Below are 16545 nucleotides of genomic sequence, written 5' to 3'. Positions count from 1 at the left end.
GTTCTGCACCTATTTTGTTACAGCGTGTGCCACTTTTATGCACAGATCCATGATAACCGTTCTGCCTTTTTCTTTTAGCATCTGGTATGCTTCCTCATTAACTAGCCCTTGCTGTGCCCAAAATACTGGCGCATCTGTCTCTAAAAACTCTTCCGCCACTCCAGGAAGCTGTTCTGAGCGCCGGAATACATTTACGATGTCAATCGGACCGTCTATCTCTTTTAAAGATGAAACGGCTTTGACACCTAGCGCCTCATCAATTGTAGGATTCACAGGGATAATTTCATAACCCGCGTCCTGCATTGCTTTTGAAACCATATGTGACGTTCTATCCGGACGGTCTGAAAGCCCTACTACCGCTATACGTTTGCTTCTTTGAAGAATCTCTTTAATTTCCGCTTTAGAAGGGTTTTGCATCGTGTGTCACTCCTTTTTCACTTATTTTACACGATCAAAACAGGAGAAATCAAAATATGATGCATGTTTGATTGGATTTGTAAGCAAACTTTACAAAAAAACTTATCATCAGATCATGACATCTCATGTTAAAATAAAAAGAAGGGAATTTGAAAAAGGAGAAATGTAGATGTTAATTGCTTTATTGATTATTTTGGCCTACTTGATAGGCAGCATTCCATCTGGCTTAATTGTGGGCAAGCTTGCCAAGGGAATTGATATTCGGGAGCACGGAAGCGGCAACTTAGGCGCTACCAATGCATTCCGTACATTGGGTGTAAAAGCTGGTTCGGTCGTCATAGCCGGAGATATTTTGAAAGGGACACTGGCAACTGCATTGCCTTTTCTCATGCATGTTGATATTCACCCGCTTCTTGCAGGAGTCTTTGCGGTTTTAGGCCACGTGTTTCCCATCTTCGCCAAATTTAAAGGCGGTAAAGCCGTGGCGACATCAGGAGGCGTTTTGCTATTTTACGCACCCCTGTTATTTATCACGATGGTTGCGGTATTCTTCATCTTTTTATACTTGACTAAATTTGTTTCTCTCTCATCGATGTTAACAGGGATCTATACTGTTATATATAGTTTCTTTGTCCATGATACGTATTTATTGATTGTCGTTACCCTGCTCACTATTTTTGTGATATACAGACACCGAGCGAACATTAAACGAATTATCAATAAAACAGAACCTAAAGTAAAATGGTTATAAGCTTAAAAAACTTCTCTTTTGACATAGAATAGCCTAATACGTTTATAATAGAGAAAATTCAAATGAAGAACAAAGGGGTGTTCTGTTATGAATATGACAATTAACGAAGACGCATTGAACTGGTATAAAGAAGAACTCGATTTGGAAAGCGGAGACCAGGTTCGCTTTTTCGTCCGCTATGGAGGTTGCAGCAACGTTCAAAAGGGTTTTTCTCTCGGTGTAGCGAAAGATGCCCCACAAGAGGCTGGAGTCACTGCAGAAGCTGACGGCATTACCTTCTTTATTGAAGAAAGTGATTTATGGTACTTTGATAACCACGACCTTCTCGTCAGCTATTCAGAAGACGCTGATGAACCGGTTTTTGAATACCAATAAAAAAGAACGCACATGATGTGCGTTCTTTTTTTACAAATGAAATCGTATAAGATGATCGGTTAGGTTCTCTTGTTCTAAAATATATTTTTGTGTTTCACCCAGCAGATCGAAGTGAGGAAATTCACTTTTCTTATGGATCCATTCTTTTTTTAACCCGTACGCCGCTCCCCACTGAACCAGCTTATCAATGTCTGCACAGCCGGCTTTTGTCACAGTCCTTGCTTCTGGAAATCGGTCATCCAGCCAGTAATGTGTTAAAAATGCGATTTCTCCTCTTTTCACTGCTTGTTTCCACCGGTTAAGTTCCTCCCGTTTCACACCAAACGCCATATCCCGTTCACTTCCCTATTTTTTGGCCTTTTCATATGCTGTGTGCCAATCAGGAAAAGCTTTGCGGAATTGAATTGGCTTAAAGCTTTCTTTATCCACACAAATATGAGATGAGGTGGCTTTGATGGAAAGCTCACCGGCCGGATTATAAATGTGATAACCATAGACGGTTTTAAAGCCGTTATATTCCTCTATCCATGTATGTACAACCGCGGTTTCTCCGTAATGAAGCGGCTTTTTATAGGAAATATTGATATCAACAACTGGGGACAGAACGCCTCTTTTTTCCATATCACTATATAAAAAGCCTAAGTCCTTAATTAAGGCCGTTCTGCCGACCTCCATCCACACAAGATAATTTGCGTGATAGACAATTCCCATTTGATCTGTTTCTGCATAACGCACTTCTATTTCTTTTTTTGATACATGCAAGATTACTCTGCTCCCTTAACGTCAATTTAGCCCCATTTTACCATAATCAAATCAGAAAGAAAAAAACCAGGTTTCCCTGGTTTTTTAAGAACGGTATCCGTTTTGTCTCGCTGCAGATTCGTCCTGTATTTCATTACGAAACGCTTCAATGCTCTGTTCGCGCCTTGCATTTTTTTCTTTGATACGCTGTTTATCTTCTCCTGAAGCAAACTCCATTGATGCTTCTGCTTCTTCTATATTTTCAATTGTATTTTGAACCATATCCTGCAATTTTTCCACATTGTCAGAACGATCATCAGGATTAGGCTGCTGATATTGATTTTGGTTCTTTGTCATTCGGATGTACCTCCTAGAAATAAACTTGATTTTTCGCTACTCGCCTTTTGTCTGCATGATGATCGGCCGCTGACCTGAAGTATCATGCATTTTTTCCCCTTTATTGGCTTTATATTTTACAGGCTTTGTACCCAAGTGGCTTGGAGCATATTGAGGCTGACCGTTTTTCTTGTTGTTTCCCATGTTTATCCCTCCTCAACAGATAGGTTTCTCAAAAGGAGGGGTAAACATGAATACAAATTAAAGGTTATTTTTGCTTAAATCGCTGTTCAAGCTTTTCCTCAAGCTGATTTAAATACTCTGTATTGGTCATCAGCTCTTTTTTGTTTTCCATGACGAGCTCATGAAAAGAACGTTTTCTCATCTTCTTCACGCTTCTCACCTCCGCATATTCTTTTATTTTTTCCAATTCTGAAAACTTGTAAGCATATTTGAGCATAAAAAAAACTGAATCTAATCAAGATCCAGTTTTTGTTCCATTTCTTTTTTTGTCATGGTGCCAACGTGTATGTCTTGGATAACACCTTTTTCATCTAAGATATATGTCGTTGGATATGACATCACGTTATAGTCAGCATTGATCCCTTTTTTATCAATCAGAATGGGGAACGTTAAGTCATACGTATCAGCAAACGCTCGGACCTGTTTCTCACTTTTCTCAGCTGAAGTGAAATTTACCGCAACAACCGCAAGTTTGTCGGGGTATTCTTTTTGTAACTTTTCCATCGCAGGCATTTCCTGACGGCACGGCTTACACCAAGTTGCCCAAAAATTGAGCAGCACTTTTTTGCCTTTTGCATCCTGTAAAGAGCTTTTCTTCCCTGACAGCGTTTTCAAAGAAAAATCAGGTGCTTGTTTCCCCTCTTGAATTCCGACTTCTTTTTTGCTGTATGTTTGATATAAATTCCATCCCGTATAACCGGCAAGCATGATAAGCAGGATCCCTGCGAGCCATTTTTTCAGCATATGCCACCTCCGCAGCACATTGTGTCATAAAAAGAAGAGAAAGCGAAATGCCTTCTCTTCCTATTGATTCATCAGGACTGCTTCATTTTTTCACGAAGCACCATTTGAAGGATGCCGCCATGGCGGTAGTAATCAATTTCAACTTCACTATCAAAGCGGACGACTGCTTCAAAAGTTGTTACATTGCCGTCTTCATTGATTGCTCTTACAGTCACAAGGTCACGAGGACGAACTGTTTCATCAACATCTACCTCGATGACTTCTTTACCCGTTAAGCCGAGTGTATCCGCATTTTCACCTTGTTTAAACTGAAGCGGCAGCACACCCATGAATACAAGGTTGCTTCTGTGGATTCTTTCAAAGCTCTCTGCAATGACCGTTCTGATGCCGAGAAGGTTTGTTCCTTTTGCAGCCCAGTCACGTGAAGATCCCATACCATAGTCTTTTCCTGCTAATACGACAAGACCAGTTTTATCTTCTTTGTATTTCATGCACGCATCATAGATGGATGTTACTTCACCAGTCGGCCAGTACGTCGTAAATCCGCCTTCTGTACCCGGTGCAATTTGGTTTTTGATCCGAATGTTTGCAAATGTTCCTCTCATCATGACTTCATGGTTTCCGCGGCGGGAACCGTAGGAGTTAAAGTCGCGAGGAGAAACACCTTTTTCTTGCAAGTACTTTCCGGCAGGCGTATCTTTTCCGATTGCCCCCGCAGGAGAAATATGGTCAGTTGTGACTGAATCGCCGAATTTACCGACAACACGCAAACCTTTTAATGGTTCAACCTTGCCTGGCTCAACAGACATTTCTTCGAAGAATGGCGGGTTTTGAATGTAAGTTGACTCGCTATCCCATTTATATAATGCTTCATCTGTTGTTTCAATTTCGTTCCAGCGCTTGTTGTCATCAAATACTGTTTCATACTCTTTGCGGAATAGCTCTGGCGTAACAGTTTGCTTAACAAGTGCATTGATTTCGTCCATTGACGGCCAAATATCATTAAAGTATACGTTTTGACCATCCTTGCCCACACCGATTGGATCGGTTTTCAGGTTAATGTTTACCGTTCCAGCCAGCGCATATGCCACAACAAGCGGCGGTGAAGCAAGATAGTTGCCTTTAACAAGCGGGTGAATACGTCCTTCAAAGTTACGGTTTCCGGAAAGGACAGACGTAATCAGAAGATCATTTTTCGCAACCGCTTCTTCGATTTCCGGTGAAAGCGGGCCTGAGTTCCCGATACATGTTGTACAGCCGTACCCAACGAGGTTAAAGCCAAGCTCTTTCATGTATGGAAGAAGGCCTGAATTCACAAGATATCCTGTAACAACTTTAGAACCCGGTGCAAGTGACGTTTTCACGTAATTAGGCACCTTAAGCCCTAACTCAACCGCTTTTTTCGCTACCAGTCCGGCGCCGATCAGAACGTATGGGTTTGATGTATTTGTACAGCTTGTAATCGCAGCAATGGCGATCGCACCCGTTTTCATAACTGTTTCTTCGCCGTTAAGGAGTTTAAACTTAATTTCTTTATTTTCTTCCTCAGCATTTAAACCGAATCCTTGGTTACCTGCAGGGCTGACTAATTGCTTTTTAAACGTTTCCTGCATAGCAGATAGCGGGATCAAATCCTGAGGACGCTTTGGACCCGATAAGTTTGCTTCAATTTGAGACAGGTCAATTTCAACCACATCAGTAAATTGAGGGTCTTCCGCATCTGGAGTGTAGAACAAGCCATTGCTTCTGCAGTATGCTTCAACAACATCAATATGTTCAGGATCACGGCCTGTCAGGCGCAGGTAGTTAAGCGCTTCTTCATCTACTGGGAAGAATCCGCATGTAGCACCGTATTCCGGAGCCATATTCGCAATTGTTGCGCGATCTGCAAGCGGCAGTTCAGCAATTCCCGGTCCGAAGAATTCAACAAATTTACCGACAACGCCTTTTTCACGCAGCACTTGTGTTACTTTTAACGCCAAGTCAGTAGCTGTTGTTCCGTTTGGAAGCTTGCCGACAAGTTTCGCGCCGATTACCTCTGGAACTGGGAAGTAAGAAGGCTGTCCAAGCATTCCCGCTTCAGCTTCAATTCCACCGACACCCCAGCCGAGAACACCGATACCGTTAATCATTGTTGTGTGTGAGTCTGTTCCGACAAGCGTATCAGGATACGTTACAAGCTCGCCGTCTTCTTCAATGGCATGGACAACACTTGCCAAGAACTCAAGGTTGACCTGGTGCACAATACCTGTTGCAGGCGGCACTGCCTGATAATTGTTAAACGCTTTCTTTGCCCAGCTTAAAAATTTGTAGCGCTCTGCATTTCTTTCGAATTCCAAGTCCATATTTACTGCTAATGCATCTTCTGTACCCGCTTTATCTACCTGTACAGAGTGGTCGATAACGAGATCAACAGGAATTTCAGGGTTGATTTTATCAGGATCACCGCCGACAGCTGCCATTGCTTTACGCAGTGAAGCCAGATCTACTACTGCCGGAACCCCTGTGAAGTCTTGTAAAATAACACGAGATGGTTTGAACGGAACGTCGATATCCTTTAATTCGGCAGTTCCCCATTTTGCCAAATTTTCCACGTGTTCTTTTTTGATAACGAATCCGTCAACTTGACGCAATACTGATTCTAAAAGAACTTTGATGGAATAAGGAAGCTTCGAAACCTTTCCTATACCTGAATCTTCTAACGCTTTTAAAGAGTAATAATGATATGTTTTCCCATTTGTAGTAAACGTTTTTCTCGCTTGGAAAACGTCTTTTGCTGCAGTTTTTTGCTCGTTTGCCATTCTCCAAAATCCCCCTTCAGATCAGATCATTCTCAGATGAACATTACATTCCATCACAATTTTCTCACAATTTCATATTAAAACAAAATCATACATAAGTAAATATCAATGTTTTTATTAAATACAATAAGTTCGACTTATGAGAAAAATGTACCGGTAATTTTTACTGTTTACGCTCTCTCATATAACACAATAAAAGAAGCCATATTATGATTGAGGTGATAATGATGGTCAAAAGAAAAGCGAATCACGTCATTAACGGAATGAATGACGCAAAAAGCCAAGGCAAAGGCGCCGGCTACATTGAAAACGACCAGCTTGTACTGACTGAAGCAGAACGCCAAAATAACAAAAAAAGAAAAACAAATCAATAACACCGAACTCTTTTAAGGAGGTTCTCATTTTATGACCAATAAGAATACAAGTAAAGATATGCATAAAAACGCCCCTAAAGGACACAATCCCGGCCAACCTGAGCCTCTAAGCGGAAGCAAAAAAGTAAAGAACCGAAACCATACAAGACAAAAGCACAACTCAAGCCATGATATGTAAGAAAAGCAGACCTTAGTGTCTGTTTTTTTATGCGTTCACCCATTTATAATCCACCGCATATGATGTAAAGCAAGGTTGATATGTGGAGGAATGCTTCCATGAACCATTCAAAACGCAACGATGCGAATGATTTCGATAGTATGGATGAATGGCTTCGGCAATTTTTTGAAGACCCCTTCGCCTGGTACGACGAAACATTGCCTATTGATTTATATGAAACAAGTCAGCAGTATATTATAGAAGCGGATCTGACTTTTTTACAGCCTACACAAGTAACAGTTACCCTTTCTGGATGCGAGTTCATCTTAACTGTCAAATCGTCAGGACAGACTTTTGAAAAACAAATGATGCTTCCTTTTTATTTTAATGACAAAACCATTCAAGCCGAATGCGAAAATCAAATACTCACAGTCGCCGTCAATAAAGAAACAGAAGATGGCTCTTCTTTTTCTCTTCAATTTCCTCTCAGCTAAACATAAAAAGTCACTTTCATCCCCTATTATGAAAGTGACTTTTTTTTTCCGTCCATTTATCGTCAAATACCCTCTAGTGACTCTCCCATGGCCAAATAGCAGATTCACTATACAATAGAATATGATCTACTATCTCTTTTGACTAGACGTCTATCACTTTTTTCTATTCTTTTTTTACTGTGTTCTTCTAATCTCTCTTCGTATACAATATGGTTAGAATAAGGGGGAATGATTGATGCTGGAAGGATGGTTTTTATGGTTTATTCTGTTTTGGGTGATCATGATGGTAGTCTTATTATCAATCGGCGGTTTTTTCATGTTTCGAAAGTTTTTAAAGCGTTTACCAAAAGAGGACGGCAGATCAGAGCTTGATTGGCAGGATTACTATATTGAAAACAGCAGACATTTATGGAACGATGAAAACAAACAGTTTCTAGATGAATTGACTGCGCCGGTGCCAGAGCTGTTCAGAGATGCAGCAAAAGCCAAAATCGCAGGCAAAATCGGTGAGCTTGCATTAAAAGAAAAGGTAGCAAAGATTGATCAGCAACTTATGATCAAAGGCTATATTCTCGCAACTCCTAAAAGAGACCATACCTTCTTAAAAAGGCATCTGCGGGACAAAAAAATCGATTTGGAACCTTATCAGACCCTTCTCAAATAAAAAACCTTTCCTGACAAGAGGAAAGGTTTTTTAATTCATTTGAATATTAGCTGACTGCAGCTCGTTATGAAGTTTTCGATATGATAAATACATGGCGATTCTCCAAGGCACAATCATACCGAAAGCCAGAATCCAAAACATTCCGCTCAGTGCACCATAATCGATTGATGTGCTCAAGATCGATTTCATCACGATTCTGATCACCAAAAGACCGACTAATATAAAAACAAATGCTTTAGAGCGTTTCATGTAAATTTCATTATTTTTAATTTCGAACTTAGAAGTTTTGATTAGAAAAATAGAGAAAATCACACCTAAAGTGAATGCTTCCAAAAACTCTGCACCAGTTACCCAAAATACCGGAAATAAAAACATTAACGCTCCCGTACTCATAAAAATCGGCGGAAGAATGATTTTTTTTGGTGAAACAGGCTTGTCAGAGGACTTTATTCTGACCACCATCACAGCTACAGCCATTAACACAGCAATAATCGATGAAACTATAATCATCATACTTATCATTCCTTTGTTTCTCGGAGTGTTGATACTATATACTATACTCCAAAACAATAAAAAAAACCATTTTGAAAAGAAATGACTTTAATGTCCCATAACGCGGCTTACAGCTTCCAGCACTTTTGTTTCCTCAAACGGCTTAACAATAAAATCCTTTGCCCCCAGCTCAATTGCTTCCGTTACAATTCTTTGCTGGCGCATGGCGGTGCACATGATGACCTTCGCTTTAGGATCAAAGGTTAAGATATCACGAAGCGCTTTTATGCCGTTTTTCACCGGCATTGTAATATCCATTGTCACAAGGTCCGGGCGCAGTTTTTTATACAGGTCCGCTGCTTGTTCACCGTCCGCCGCTTCGCCTGCGATTATGTAATTTGCCTCTTCCAAGATCTCTCTGATTTTCACTCTCATGAACTTGGCGTCGTCTACAACTAAAACTCTTGTCATATTCCCCTCCAACAATCGATTTCCACAGATAATAGTCTTATTGTACCAAAAACAAAAGGATTAGTAGTAGTACGAAAGTAATTTACCGTCAAAAACCAGTAAAGCCTCCAAAAAGATCTGACAGCAAAATAATGATCAGGCTCATCCAATTAAAGAATAACAGCACACCAATCACAATCATCAAAACGCCGCCAGCTTTCATAATTAAAAGCTGGTTCTTCCTTATCCACTTCAGCTTTGTGATAAAAAAAGACAATAAAAGAAACGGTATCGCAAAACCGAGTACATATAACATCATGTATGGCACTGCTGAGCCCGGATTGGTGCCTGCAAGTGTGATAACAGCACCTAATATCGGACCGGTACATGGTGTCCATCCAGCTGCAAATGCCATTCCGATTAAGACCGACCCTAAAAACCCGCTTGGTTTATGCTTAAAATGGATTCTCCGCTCTTTCATCATAGCCTCAGGCCGGAACACACCGAGTGTAATGAAACCGAACAAAATAATAAGCAACGCGCCAATTTGCCGAATCGCATCGTGATAATCCCTAAACAGGCTGCCAATAAAAGATGTTCCATAGCCTAAAGCAATAAAAATGACTGAAAAGCCAAGCAAAAAACACAAAGTATGAAACAGGCTTCTTTTCTGCAGCAGCAGCTTTTCTGTTTTTACATCGTCCATGCTGACCCCTGTAATATATGACAAAAAAGCTGGGTAAAGCGGCAGGCAGCAAGGCGAAATAAAGGATAAAAACCCCGCTCCGAATGTCAAAAAATAATTCACGTCTCCCATGTCATCATCCCTTCATGATTTGACATTCCTTCAAGTTATGACAAAATCATTTCATTTTTTTAACACTTTCACTTGAAGGATTTCTATTTTCAGAAAAAACTTATATAATTTAATTTGACATTGAGACATTATACTCCTTCTCATTTGAAAATTAGTATAAATATGGATATAATATAAACATTCACTTTGAAGATCTAATGTATGAAAGGATACATCCCTGTGATTAGAGAGCATCTATTAAAAGAAATTGAAAAAAAAAGAGCAGAGCTGCTGCAAATTGTCATGGCGAACGGAATGACATCTCATATTACGATAGAGCTCAGTCAGGAGCTTGACCATCTTCTCATACAATATCAAAAGCAGCGCCTTCGAGCAGTAGCGGGTGATGAATGATCGCAAAATAAAAAACCCGTATAAGGGTTTTTTATTTTATAACCATGTTTCTCTATATCATAATCTTTACGTATTATTTCGTTTGATTATTCATGGCTTTCATCATTTGATTGATTTTCTTTTGAGAAGGTTTCATTCCCATTTGCATCATCATCATGCGTAACATTTGTTCATTAATAGGCGGATTCTTTTTCAGGTAGCTCATCATATATTTACGAGCAATAAAAAACCCGAGTGCAACACCTATGAGCAATGCAACAACGCCCACTAGGATGCCAACCCATAAAGTCATTTTATTTCCTCCTTCATGTTGTCTAGTTTAAAGTGTACTAAACCAAAAGCTATTATACAACATTTACATCTCTTTTTCTTCGGTTTTAGACAAAATTTCTTTCTTTCACCGGATTTAGCCATCCGTAACGCTTCGAATTGAAATCCATTGCTAAAAAGCAAGGGCTAACTTTTCTTAACACTTCAAAGAATATCGTTTCTGCCTCGTAATCTCCCGAAGCCACAATTTCTATCATGTGCTCCTTCATCATAAACGTCGCGTGGCCTTTTGCTTTCGGCAAAGCTATTCTATAAATATAATCCAGCTGCCTGTAATCCGTCTTGTTTAAATTCATTTTTAACCGCTGATGCATATGTAAAATCGGGATTGGTTGTGTAATATATTGAATCTGTTTCTCTGTCATTTCATACTGCTGCTTTTCAAGGCTTGTCCAATGATAGTCTTGAAACAGCTCAAACATAACCGATTCCCGGCCGAAATAGTGATTGGCAAATTCCTCTTTGATAAGGTACGTATAGTAGTGACGTTCCATCTTTTCATCCCCTTTTCCAGCAGCATTTCATTTGCTCTCTATTATACAAAAGAAGAAAAGAAAGAATTGTCTATTACTGTTAAACAGCCAATACTATTTTTGTCGGATAAACAAGAAAAAGAGGATGATTTGGCTCATCCTCTTTCAAAAGCTTACTTATTGATTAATGCCTTAACTCGATTCACTACGTTCGGAACTGAGAAGCCGTATTCGTTAATGATGGTTTCACCTGGAGCAGATGCACCGAATCGGTCTATGCCGAGAACGTCACCTTCAAGCCCCGTGTATTTGCCCCATCCAAATGATGAGCCCATTTCAATTGCAAGACGTTTTTTCACATCTGCAGGAAGGACTTCGTTTTTGTATTCATCAGATTGTTTCTCAAAACGGTCCATTGAAGGCATGCTGACAACAGAAACATCAATATTTTCTTTTGCCAATTCAGCCTGCGCTTCAATTGCAAGACCTACCTCTGATCCGGAAGCGATGAGAAGAGCGTCAGGTGTTTCGTTTTTAGATTTAGAAACGACATATGCACCTTTTTCTACTCCTGCCAATGCTTCTTCAGATGTTTGATCGATGGTAGGAAGGTTTTGACGTGTAAGCACTAGCGCTGTTGGGTGGTCAGTGCTTTGAACTGCAAGCTTCCATGCTGCTGCTGTCTCATTGCCGTCTGCTGGACGGATCAAAGAAAGATTAGGCATCGCACGGAGTGAAGCAAGCTGTTCAACAGGCTCGTGCGTCGGACCGTCTTCACCAACCGCAATACTGTCATGTGTGAAGACATATGTCACAGGAAGGCCCATTAACGCTGCAAGGCGAATCGCAGGACGCAGGTAATCAGAGAAGACAAAGAAAGTTCCGCCGAATACACGAAGACCGCCATGAAGCGCCATACCGTTTAAGGCTGCACCCATCGCAAATTCACGTACACCAAACCAGAAGTTCTTGCCTGAGTAATCAACCGCTGTAAAATCACCGGCATTTTTAATTGTCGTTTTGTTCGATCCCGCTAGGTCAGCAGAACCTCCGACAAAGAAAGGAATTTTTTTCGCAAGTCCGTTGAGAACTTCACCGGAAGATGCACGGGATGCCAGGCTGCTTCCTTTTTCATACACAGGAACCTCTTGATCCCAGTCCTTCGGAAGCTCTCCTTTGATTGCCAGTTCAAGCTGTTCAGCAAGTTCAGGATAAACTTCTTTATACTTAGCGAATTGAGCATTCCATTCTTGTTCTTTTTTCTCACCTGATTCTTTAACAGCTGCAGCGAAATGCTCATAAACTTCTGACGGAACGTAGAAGTCTTCTTCATATGTCCACGCGTAAGCTTCTTTTGTTAATTTGCTTTCCTCTTTACCAAGCGGCGCACCGTGAACACCGGATGTACCGGCACGGTTAGGTGAACCGAATCCGATTGTCGTTTTCACTTCAATTAATGTAGGTTTCTTTTCATTTTGGCGTGCTTTTTCGATAGCCGCTGTTAATTCTTCAATATTGTTTCCATCCTCAACATAAAGAACTTCCCAATTCATTGCTTCAAAACGCTGTTTCACGTTTTCAGAAAATGAACGGTCGAGGTCTCCATCAAGAGAGATGTCATTAGAATCGTATAGTACGATCAGACGGCCAAGCTGAAGATGGCCTGCGAGTGAAGCGGCTTCAGAAGAAATACCTTCCATTAAATCACCATCACCGCAAATACTGTATGTATAATGATCGACTACGTTAAATGAATCGCGGTTGTATGTTTCCGCTAAATGGCGTTCAGCAATTGCCATACCGACTGCCATGGCAATTCCTTGGCCAAGCGGACCTGTTGTAGCATCAACACCGGCAGTATGTCCGAATTCCGGGTGTCCAGGTGTTTTGCTGCCCCACTGGCGGAATCCCTTAAGATCTTCAATACTAAGATCAAACCCGCTTAAATGAAGCATGCTGTATAATAGTGCTGACCCGTGTCCAGCAGATAAAACAAAACGGTCACGGTTAAACCAGCCAGGGTTTGCCGGACTTACGTTCATAAATTTTGTCCACAGCGTGTATGCCATTGGAGCGGCTCCCATCGGCATCCCTGGATGACCAGAATTTGCTTTTTCAATAGCGTCTATTGACAGTGTGCGAATGGTAGCAACTGATTTCTTTTCAATTGTATCCATAAAAATCCCCTTCCTTATGTGTTGTACCCTTACATCATAAATGTCTGACGACTTTTTCTCAACTGTTTCAGCTTAAATTTGAGAGAAACTTGTTGAATTTTGTCACATAAGAGTTTTGATTATAGTATATGCAAAAGAGGAATACGATATTGCCGTATTCCTCTTATATTAGTGAAGTTTGTTATTTCTTTTTTCTCTTTTTAGCTTTTCTGGTGTTACATCATTGCCTTCTGGGTCAATGATTTTCACGCTTTTTAACGTGTTCTTCATAGAAGAACGAAAACCTTTCAAGTACTCTTGACGGAGCTTTTGCTGTTCGGCTTTTTCTTCTTCTGTAATAACGCCAGCTTTAGCTTTGGCAGCAAGCTCATTAATTCTGGCAATTTTCGCGTTTGAAATCATGTTAAACTCCTTTATTGCATTTTGTCTATATAGTACTAGATCAAAAAAAGTTTTACAACTGATTCACTCTGCTGTCTCTACATTCTCTATGTATTCCTGAAAACGCCGGTGAACGGTTGCTTTAGAGACATCATAGCCAAACCCTCTTAGGGTAGCCGCGATTTCAGCAAACGTTAGTTTATTCGCTCTTAGGCGGACGATCTCAGAGATTGGCACCTCTATTTTTTCTTTTCCACTGTTCTCATGTTGGTTTTTTAAGTTTTTTTGCGGTTTAAAACCGTTTTTTACTGCACGCTTCATTCCCCGTCTGATTTTCATGTTGTGAATCTTTCGCTGATACTCTTCCACAATGCTGACGATTTCCAAGACCATTGAGTCAGCCTCCGATAACTCCAGTTCACCTCTGTGAGCCGTTGTATAGACTTTCACACCTTCTCTGTAAATACAATGAAGCAGTGCGATTTTTGCGTTTCCCCGCCCGAGCCTTGTCTCGTCCTGAACCAAAATGACATCAATTCCAGCGATCTTAATCTCATCAAGCAGCTCAAATACACCATCCCGATCCATTTCATATCCGCTGGCTTTTTCTGAAATCACTTTGACGACTTCCATGCCGTTCTCCGCAGCAATGGCCGTAAGCTCCTCTTCCTGCCGCTTTAATGACGTTTCCTGCTGTTCTTTATTTGTGCTTACACGGGCATAAATGAGTGCTTTCATTTTATCTCTCTTTCCTCTCTATCTTACAGTTGCCAATTCATATGCATCCTGATGCTTCTTTTTCAATGGGATCACTAACTCATCACCCGGCTGGATATCAGATGTTTGTAGTTGATTTTTATCAGCTACCCATTCAATAAAATCATTTTTGTTTATCTTTTTTGTATCTGCTACCTGATCAGCAATTGACCAAAGTGTGTCGCCTTGCTGGACTTCTATTTTAACATACTGATTAAGCTCCTGGCCGCTGCTTGTATATGACAGCATAAGGATAACCGCGCTCAAAATCACTGTGAACAGACCGACAAAAATAATAGATTCTTTACTCATGATCATAACCTCCAACAGGAATGTTTGTTCGCATTTTTATAATTTCAGTATATACGAACAAACGTTTCTGTCAATTGTTTTTTCGAACCTATGTTTGTACTGTAAGGAAAATCATGCTATAATCTTCTTAAAATCGACGTTTTGAGGTGCGAAAAATGACGAAGCTATCAAAAAGGCAACTTGATATCCTCCGTTTTATTAAAGCAGAGGTTAAATCAAAAGGATATCCGCCTTCCGTGAGAGAGATCGGAGAGGCTGTCGGGCTTGCGTCCAGCTCTACTGTCCACGGCCATTTGGCCCGTTTGGAAACAAAAGGGCTGATCAGACGAGATCCGACAAAACCAAGAGCAATAGAAATTCTTGATGAAGAAGTAGACATTCCGCAAAGCCAGGTCGTTAATGTACCGGTCATCGGGAAAGTCACGGCGGGATCTCCTATTACAGCAGTAGAAAATATTGAAGAATATTTTCCGCTCCCTGACCGCATGGTTCCTCCAGACGAGCATGTATTTATGCTGGAGATTATGGGAGACAGTATGATAGATGCTGGTATTCTCGATAAGGACTATGTCATCGTTAAACAGCAAAACACAGCGAACAATGGGGAAATTGTAGTTGCGATGACAGAAGAGGATGAAGCAACTGTAAAACGATTCTATAAAGAGGATACCCACATTCGCTTGCAGCCTGAGAACCCAACGATGGAACCTATCATTTTGCAGAATGTCAGCATTCTAGGGAAAGTGATTGGCGTGTTCAGAACCGTCCATTAATCTATTGATCTATCAGATGCATAAAATAACCCCCTCTTCCTTTACGGAGAGGGGGTTTGTTGTTCAAAAAAAGCAGGCTCGCCCTGACTTTTGGGTGCGAGCCTGAATAGGAGGAAAAAGAACATCATGTTTACACCATAATTATCCACCAAAAGATTGTTGAAGTCAAGAAATTTTCTTTCCTTCAGGAAACTTTTATCAAAATATGAACGTTTAGAATATTAGACGCTATCTTCTTAAAAACGTTTCATTTTTTAGGTCGTGGAAGGATGCGGTTTTATATTTATTAAGGGGCGAAGCAATTGAAATATACTGAAAATTTAGTACATAGTTTAATTAGTTCAACATTCTGATAAAACAGCTCGCTTTCTTCATATAAAATGTAATGTGTATTTCAATTTCACCTTCACCCAATCACTTGTGCAGTTCAAAATATATGGCATCGTTGAACAAGTCGGGTAGAAACCTTCCCCAAACATAAAGTCTCCACCAACACCCTTCTTTAAATTTAACCTTATATGAAATATGGTTGTGCTATCAAAAGGCCGTTTCATCATAAAAGTGCATATGCGTTTTTTCTTGTTTGTAATATCGAAGCCTGTCTTGAAGGGTTCCGGTATGAAATTCAAATTTGTGGCCGTCAGGGTCGGTAAAATAAATTGATTTTCGATCGCGTTCATCTCGTTCTCTGCCAGGCAGAATATTGACATGAAGTCTTTTTAATTTAGCTGATACCTCCTCAAATTCATGATCTTCAATTGTAAAAGCAATATGGGTATAAGAAAGCTTAATGTCATTTCTCGGGATGTCTGGTTCTTCATTAAGAGCTAGCCAGATGCCGTTCATATCAAAATATGCAGTTGTTCTTCCCTTTACCAAAAGCTTTGCACCAAACACTTTTTGATAAAAATCAATCGATGTATCCAAATGCGAAACTGAAAATAGCAAGTGATTGATTCCTTTTATCTCCACAAATCATTCCCCCCTTGGTAGCTGATCATCCACATATACGACTTTTTTCATAAAAAGATTCATACAGCTGAAAAAAATACCAGTGTAAACAAAAACGGACTGTTTAAAATAGTAACATGACC

General features: G+C 40.3%; 26 protein-coding genes and 1 pseudogene. 8 read left to right on the top strand and 19 right to left on the bottom strand.

Annotated features, from left to right (window positions below):
- Positions 1-9 precede the first annotated feature (9 nt).
- A complete protein-coding gene (locus CW370_RS05045) occupies positions 10-417 on the bottom strand; it encodes a CoA-binding protein (protein ID WP_003245606.1) in 408 nt (135 codons plus the stop codon).
- A 169-nt stretch (positions 418-586) separates the two neighbouring features.
- Between CW370_RS05045 and plsY the strand changes: the two genes are divergently transcribed.
- A complete protein-coding gene (gene plsY, locus CW370_RS05040; RefSeq protein ID WP_003231560.1) occupies positions 587-1168 on the top strand; it encodes a glycerol-3-phosphate 1-O-acyltransferase PlsY in 582 nt (193 codons plus the stop codon).
- 87 nt (positions 1169-1255) lie between these two features.
- The gene (locus CW370_RS05035) at positions 1256-1543 is read left to right on the top strand and encodes a HesB/YadR/YfhF family protein (protein ID WP_003231562.1); all 288 of its coding nucleotides are present in this window, start codon (positions 1256-1258) and stop codon (positions 1541-1543) included.
- 30 nt (positions 1544-1573) lie between these two features.
- Here the strand turns inward: CW370_RS05035 and CW370_RS05030 are convergent, their stop codons facing one another.
- The 7 genes from CW370_RS05030 to acnA all read right to left on the bottom strand — a co-directional run bounded on the left by CW370_RS05030 (position 1574) and on the right by acnA (position 6408).
- Positions 1574-1873 carry a hypothetical protein gene (locus CW370_RS05030; RefSeq protein ID WP_024571429.1) on the bottom strand — a complete coding sequence of 100 codons (300 nt, stop codon included), beginning with the start codon at positions 1871-1873 and terminating at the stop codon, positions 1574-1576.
- Between the two features lie 15 nt (positions 1874-1888).
- The gene (locus CW370_RS05025) at positions 1889-2305 is read right to left on the bottom strand and encodes a YbgC/FadM family acyl-CoA thioesterase (RefSeq protein ID WP_017696516.1); all 417 of its coding nucleotides are present in this window, start codon (positions 2303-2305) and stop codon (positions 1889-1891) included.
- An 84-nt stretch (positions 2306-2389) separates the two neighbouring features.
- The gene (tlp, locus tag CW370_RS05020) at positions 2390-2641 is read right to left on the bottom strand and encodes a small acid-soluble spore protein Tlp (protein ID WP_003231568.1); all 252 of its coding nucleotides are present in this window, start codon (positions 2639-2641) and stop codon (positions 2390-2392) included.
- Between the two features lie 36 nt (positions 2642-2677).
- Entirely contained in the window at positions 2678-2824 is a 147-nt protein-coding gene (gene sspN / locus CW370_RS05015) for an acid-soluble spore protein SspN (RefSeq protein WP_003231569.1), read from the bottom strand.
- A gap of 64 nt (positions 2825-2888) precedes the next feature.
- On the bottom strand, positions 2889-3014 hold the full coding sequence (locus CW370_RS05010) for an FbpB family small basic protein (RefSeq protein ID WP_003244964.1): 126 nt from the start codon (positions 3012-3014) through the stop codon (positions 2889-2891).
- An 80-nt stretch (positions 3015-3094) separates the two neighbouring features.
- Positions 3095-3607: a redoxin domain-containing protein gene (locus CW370_RS05005; RefSeq protein ID WP_024571428.1), complete on the bottom strand. Its 513-nt coding sequence runs from the start codon at positions 3605-3607 to the stop codon at positions 3095-3097.
- Positions 3608-3678: 71 nt separating this feature from the next.
- Positions 3679-6408, bottom strand: coding sequence for an aconitate hydratase AcnA (acnA, locus tag CW370_RS05000; protein ID WP_003231573.1), 2730 nt, complete (start codon positions 6406-6408; stop codon positions 3679-3681).
- A gap of 227 nt (positions 6409-6635) precedes the next feature.
- Here acnA and sspO point away from each other — a divergent pair, with 227 nt between their 5' ends.
- From sspO to yneK, 4 genes are all read left to right on the top strand, one after another.
- A complete protein-coding gene (gene sspO / locus CW370_RS04995) occupies positions 6636-6782 on the top strand; it encodes an acid-soluble spore protein SspO (protein WP_003244839.1) in 147 nt (48 codons plus the stop codon).
- Positions 6783-6813: 31 nt separating this feature from the next.
- Positions 6814-6960: a small acid-soluble spore protein P gene (locus tag CW370_RS04990; protein ID WP_003221237.1), complete on the top strand. Its 147-nt coding sequence runs from the start codon at positions 6814-6816 to the stop codon at positions 6958-6960.
- 80 nt (positions 6961-7040) lie between these two features.
- Positions 7041-7433 carry an outer spore coat protein CotM gene (cotM, locus tag CW370_RS04985; RefSeq protein ID WP_015251997.1) on the top strand — a complete coding sequence of 131 codons (393 nt, stop codon included), beginning with the start codon at positions 7041-7043 and terminating at the stop codon, positions 7431-7433.
- Between the two features lie 235 nt (positions 7434-7668).
- Positions 7669-8097, top strand: a complete 429-nt coding sequence (gene yneK / locus CW370_RS04980) for a DynA interaction protein YneK (protein WP_003231580.1) — start codon at positions 7669-7671, stop codon at positions 8095-8097.
- 30 nt (positions 8098-8127) lie between these two features.
- On the opposite strand, the gene CW370_RS04975 is transcribed toward yneK, so the two are convergent.
- The 3 genes from CW370_RS04975 to ccdA form a co-directional block, all read right to left on the bottom strand.
- The gene (locus CW370_RS04975; RefSeq protein ID WP_072174017.1) at positions 8128-8619 is read right to left on the bottom strand and encodes a CcdC family protein; all 492 of its coding nucleotides are present in this window, start codon (positions 8617-8619) and stop codon (positions 8128-8130) included.
- 78 nt (positions 8620-8697) lie between these two features.
- Positions 8698-9060: a response regulator gene (locus tag CW370_RS04970; protein ID WP_003245707.1), complete on the bottom strand. Its 363-nt coding sequence runs from the start codon at positions 9058-9060 to the stop codon at positions 8698-8700.
- Positions 9061-9148: 88 nt separating this feature from the next.
- Positions 9149-9856 carry a cytochrome c-type biogenesis protein CcdA gene (ccdA, locus tag CW370_RS04965; RefSeq protein ID WP_024573192.1) on the bottom strand — a complete coding sequence of 236 codons (708 nt, stop codon included), beginning with the start codon at positions 9854-9856 and terminating at the stop codon, positions 9149-9151.
- A gap of 219 nt (positions 9857-10075) precedes the next feature.
- Here ccdA and ynzD point away from each other — a divergent pair, with 219 nt between their 5' ends.
- Positions 10076-10249, top strand: a complete 174-nt coding sequence (gene ynzD / locus CW370_RS04960; protein ID WP_010886518.1) for an aspartyl-phosphate phosphatase YnzD — start codon at positions 10076-10078, stop codon at positions 10247-10249.
- Between the two features lie 73 nt (positions 10250-10322).
- Here the strand turns inward: ynzD and CW370_RS04955 are convergent, their stop codons facing one another.
- From CW370_RS04955 to yneA, 6 genes are all read right to left on the bottom strand, one after another.
- On the bottom strand, positions 10323-10541 hold the full coding sequence (locus tag CW370_RS04955; protein ID WP_003221221.1) for a YneF family protein: 219 nt from the start codon (positions 10539-10541) through the stop codon (positions 10323-10325).
- 85 nt (positions 10542-10626) lie between these two features.
- The gene (gene sirA, locus CW370_RS04950; RefSeq protein WP_003231591.1) at positions 10627-11073 is read right to left on the bottom strand and encodes a sporulation inhibitor of replication protein SirA; all 447 of its coding nucleotides are present in this window, start codon (positions 11071-11073) and stop codon (positions 10627-10629) included.
- 152 nt (positions 11074-11225) lie between these two features.
- Complete coding sequence (gene tkt / locus CW370_RS04945) at positions 11226-13229, bottom strand: transketolase (RefSeq protein ID WP_003231593.1); 2004 nt, start codon at positions 13227-13229, stop codon at positions 11226-11228.
- 168 nt (positions 13230-13397) lie between these two features.
- Positions 13398-13631 carry a DUF896 domain-containing protein gene (locus tag CW370_RS04940; protein ID WP_024573193.1) on the bottom strand — a complete coding sequence of 78 codons (234 nt, stop codon included), beginning with the start codon at positions 13629-13631 and terminating at the stop codon, positions 13398-13400.
- A gap of 63 nt (positions 13632-13694) precedes the next feature.
- Complete coding sequence (locus tag CW370_RS04935) at positions 13695-14348, bottom strand: YneB family resolvase-like protein (protein WP_024573194.1); 654 nt, start codon at positions 14346-14348, stop codon at positions 13695-13697.
- Between the two features lie 18 nt (positions 14349-14366).
- Positions 14367-14684, bottom strand: coding sequence for a cell division suppressor protein YneA (gene yneA, locus CW370_RS04930; RefSeq protein WP_003231598.1), 318 nt, complete (start codon positions 14682-14684; stop codon positions 14367-14369).
- A gap of 149 nt (positions 14685-14833) precedes the next feature.
- Between yneA and lexA the strand changes: the two genes are divergently transcribed.
- Complete coding sequence (gene lexA, locus CW370_RS04925; protein WP_024573195.1) at positions 14834-15451, top strand: transcriptional repressor LexA; 618 nt, start codon at positions 14834-14836, stop codon at positions 15449-15451.
- Between the two features lie 286 nt (positions 15452-15737).
- Here lexA and CW370_RS21470 read toward each other — a convergent pair.
- A pseudogene (locus CW370_RS21470) lies at positions 15738-16080 on the bottom strand (hypothetical protein).
- On the bottom strand, positions 15989-16423 hold the full coding sequence (gene fosM / locus CW370_RS04915; protein WP_024573196.1) for a FosM family fosfomycin resistance protein: 435 nt from the start codon (positions 16421-16423) through the stop codon (positions 15989-15991). The pseudogene CW370_RS21470 and the gene fosM overlap by 92 nt, the downstream one beginning before the upstream one ends.
- Between the last annotated feature and the right edge of the window lie 122 nt (positions 16424-16545).

The sequence above is a fragment of the Bacillus sp. SN32 genome, from assembly GCF_002837495.1.
GTDB classification, from domain to species: Bacteria; Bacillota; Bacilli; order Bacillales; family Bacillaceae; genus Bacillus; species Bacillus subtilis.
Note: the sequence above shows the minus strand (reverse complement) of the source record. Positions and strands in the feature narration are given on the sequence as shown.

Excerpts from the sequence above, each read along its gene's own strand:
- sirA (WP_003231591.1), bottom strand. The coding sequence starts at position 11,073 with ATGGAACGTCACTACTATACGTACCTTATCAAAGAGGAATTTGCCAAT.
- sspN (WP_003231569.1), bottom strand. The coding sequence starts at position 2,824 with ATGGGAAACAACAAGAAAAACGGTCAGCCTCAATATGCTCCAAGCCAC.
- CW370_RS05045 (WP_003245606.1), bottom strand. The coding sequence starts at position 417 with ATGCAAAACCCTTCTAAAGCGGAAATTAAAGAGATTCTTCAAAGAAGC.
- CW370_RS04990 (WP_003221237.1), top strand. The coding sequence starts at position 6,814 with ATGACCAATAAGAATACAAGTAAAGATATGCATAAAAACGCCCCTAAA.
- sspO (WP_003244839.1), top strand. The coding sequence starts at position 6,636 with ATGGTCAAAAGAAAAGCGAATCACGTCATTAACGGAATGAATGACGCA.
- CW370_RS05035 (WP_003231562.1), top strand. The coding sequence starts at position 1,256 with ATGAATATGACAATTAACGAAGACGCATTGAACTGGTATAAAGAAGAA.
- CW370_RS04940 (WP_024573193.1), bottom strand. The coding sequence starts at position 13,631 with ATGATTTCAAACGCGAAAATTGCCAGAATTAATGAGCTTGCTGCCAAA.
- CW370_RS04935 (WP_024573194.1), bottom strand. The coding sequence starts at position 14,348 with ATGAAAGCACTCATTTATGCCCGTGTAAGCACAAATAAAGAACAGCAG.
- CW370_RS05005 (WP_024571428.1), bottom strand. The coding sequence starts at position 3,607 with ATGCTGAAAAAATGGCTCGCAGGGATCCTGCTTATCATGCTTGCCGGT.
- tkt (WP_003231593.1), bottom strand. The coding sequence starts at position 13,229 with ATGGATACAATTGAAAAGAAATCAGTTGCTACCATTCGCACACTGTCA.
- CW370_RS04975 (WP_072174017.1), bottom strand. The coding sequence starts at position 8,619 with ATGATAAGTATGATGATTATAGTTTCATCGATTATTGCTGTGTTAATG.
- tlp (WP_003231568.1), bottom strand. The coding sequence starts at position 2,641 with ATGACAAAGAACCAAAATCAATATCAGCAGCCTAATCCTGATGATCGT.
- yneK (WP_003231580.1), top strand. The coding sequence starts at position 7,669 with ATGCTGGAAGGATGGTTTTTATGGTTTATTCTGTTTTGGGTGATCATG.
- CW370_RS05030 (WP_024571429.1), bottom strand. The coding sequence starts at position 1,873 with ATGGCGTTTGGTGTGAAACGGGAGGAACTTAACCGGTGGAAACAAGCA.
- cotM (WP_015251997.1), top strand. The coding sequence starts at position 7,041 with ATGTGGAGGAATGCTTCCATGAACCATTCAAAACGCAACGATGCGAAT.
- CW370_RS04970 (WP_003245707.1), bottom strand. The coding sequence starts at position 9,060 with ATGACAAGAGTTTTAGTTGTAGACGACGCCAAGTTCATGAGAGTGAAA.
- plsY (WP_003231560.1), top strand. The coding sequence starts at position 587 with ATGTTAATTGCTTTATTGATTATTTTGGCCTACTTGATAGGCAGCATT.
- lexA (WP_024573195.1), top strand. The coding sequence starts at position 14,834 with ATGACGAAGCTATCAAAAAGGCAACTTGATATCCTCCGTTTTATTAAA.
- CW370_RS04955 (WP_003221221.1), bottom strand. The coding sequence starts at position 10,541 with ATGACTTTATGGGTTGGCATCCTAGTGGGCGTTGTTGCATTGCTCATA.
- acnA (WP_003231573.1), bottom strand. The coding sequence starts at position 6,408 with ATGGCAAACGAGCAAAAAACTGCAGCAAAAGACGTTTTCCAAGCGAGA.
- ccdA (WP_024573192.1), bottom strand. The coding sequence starts at position 9,856 with ATGGGAGACGTGAATTATTTTTTGACATTCGGAGCGGGGTTTTTATCC.
- yneA (WP_003231598.1), bottom strand. The coding sequence starts at position 14,684 with ATGATCATGAGTAAAGAATCTATTATTTTTGTCGGTCTGTTCACAGTG.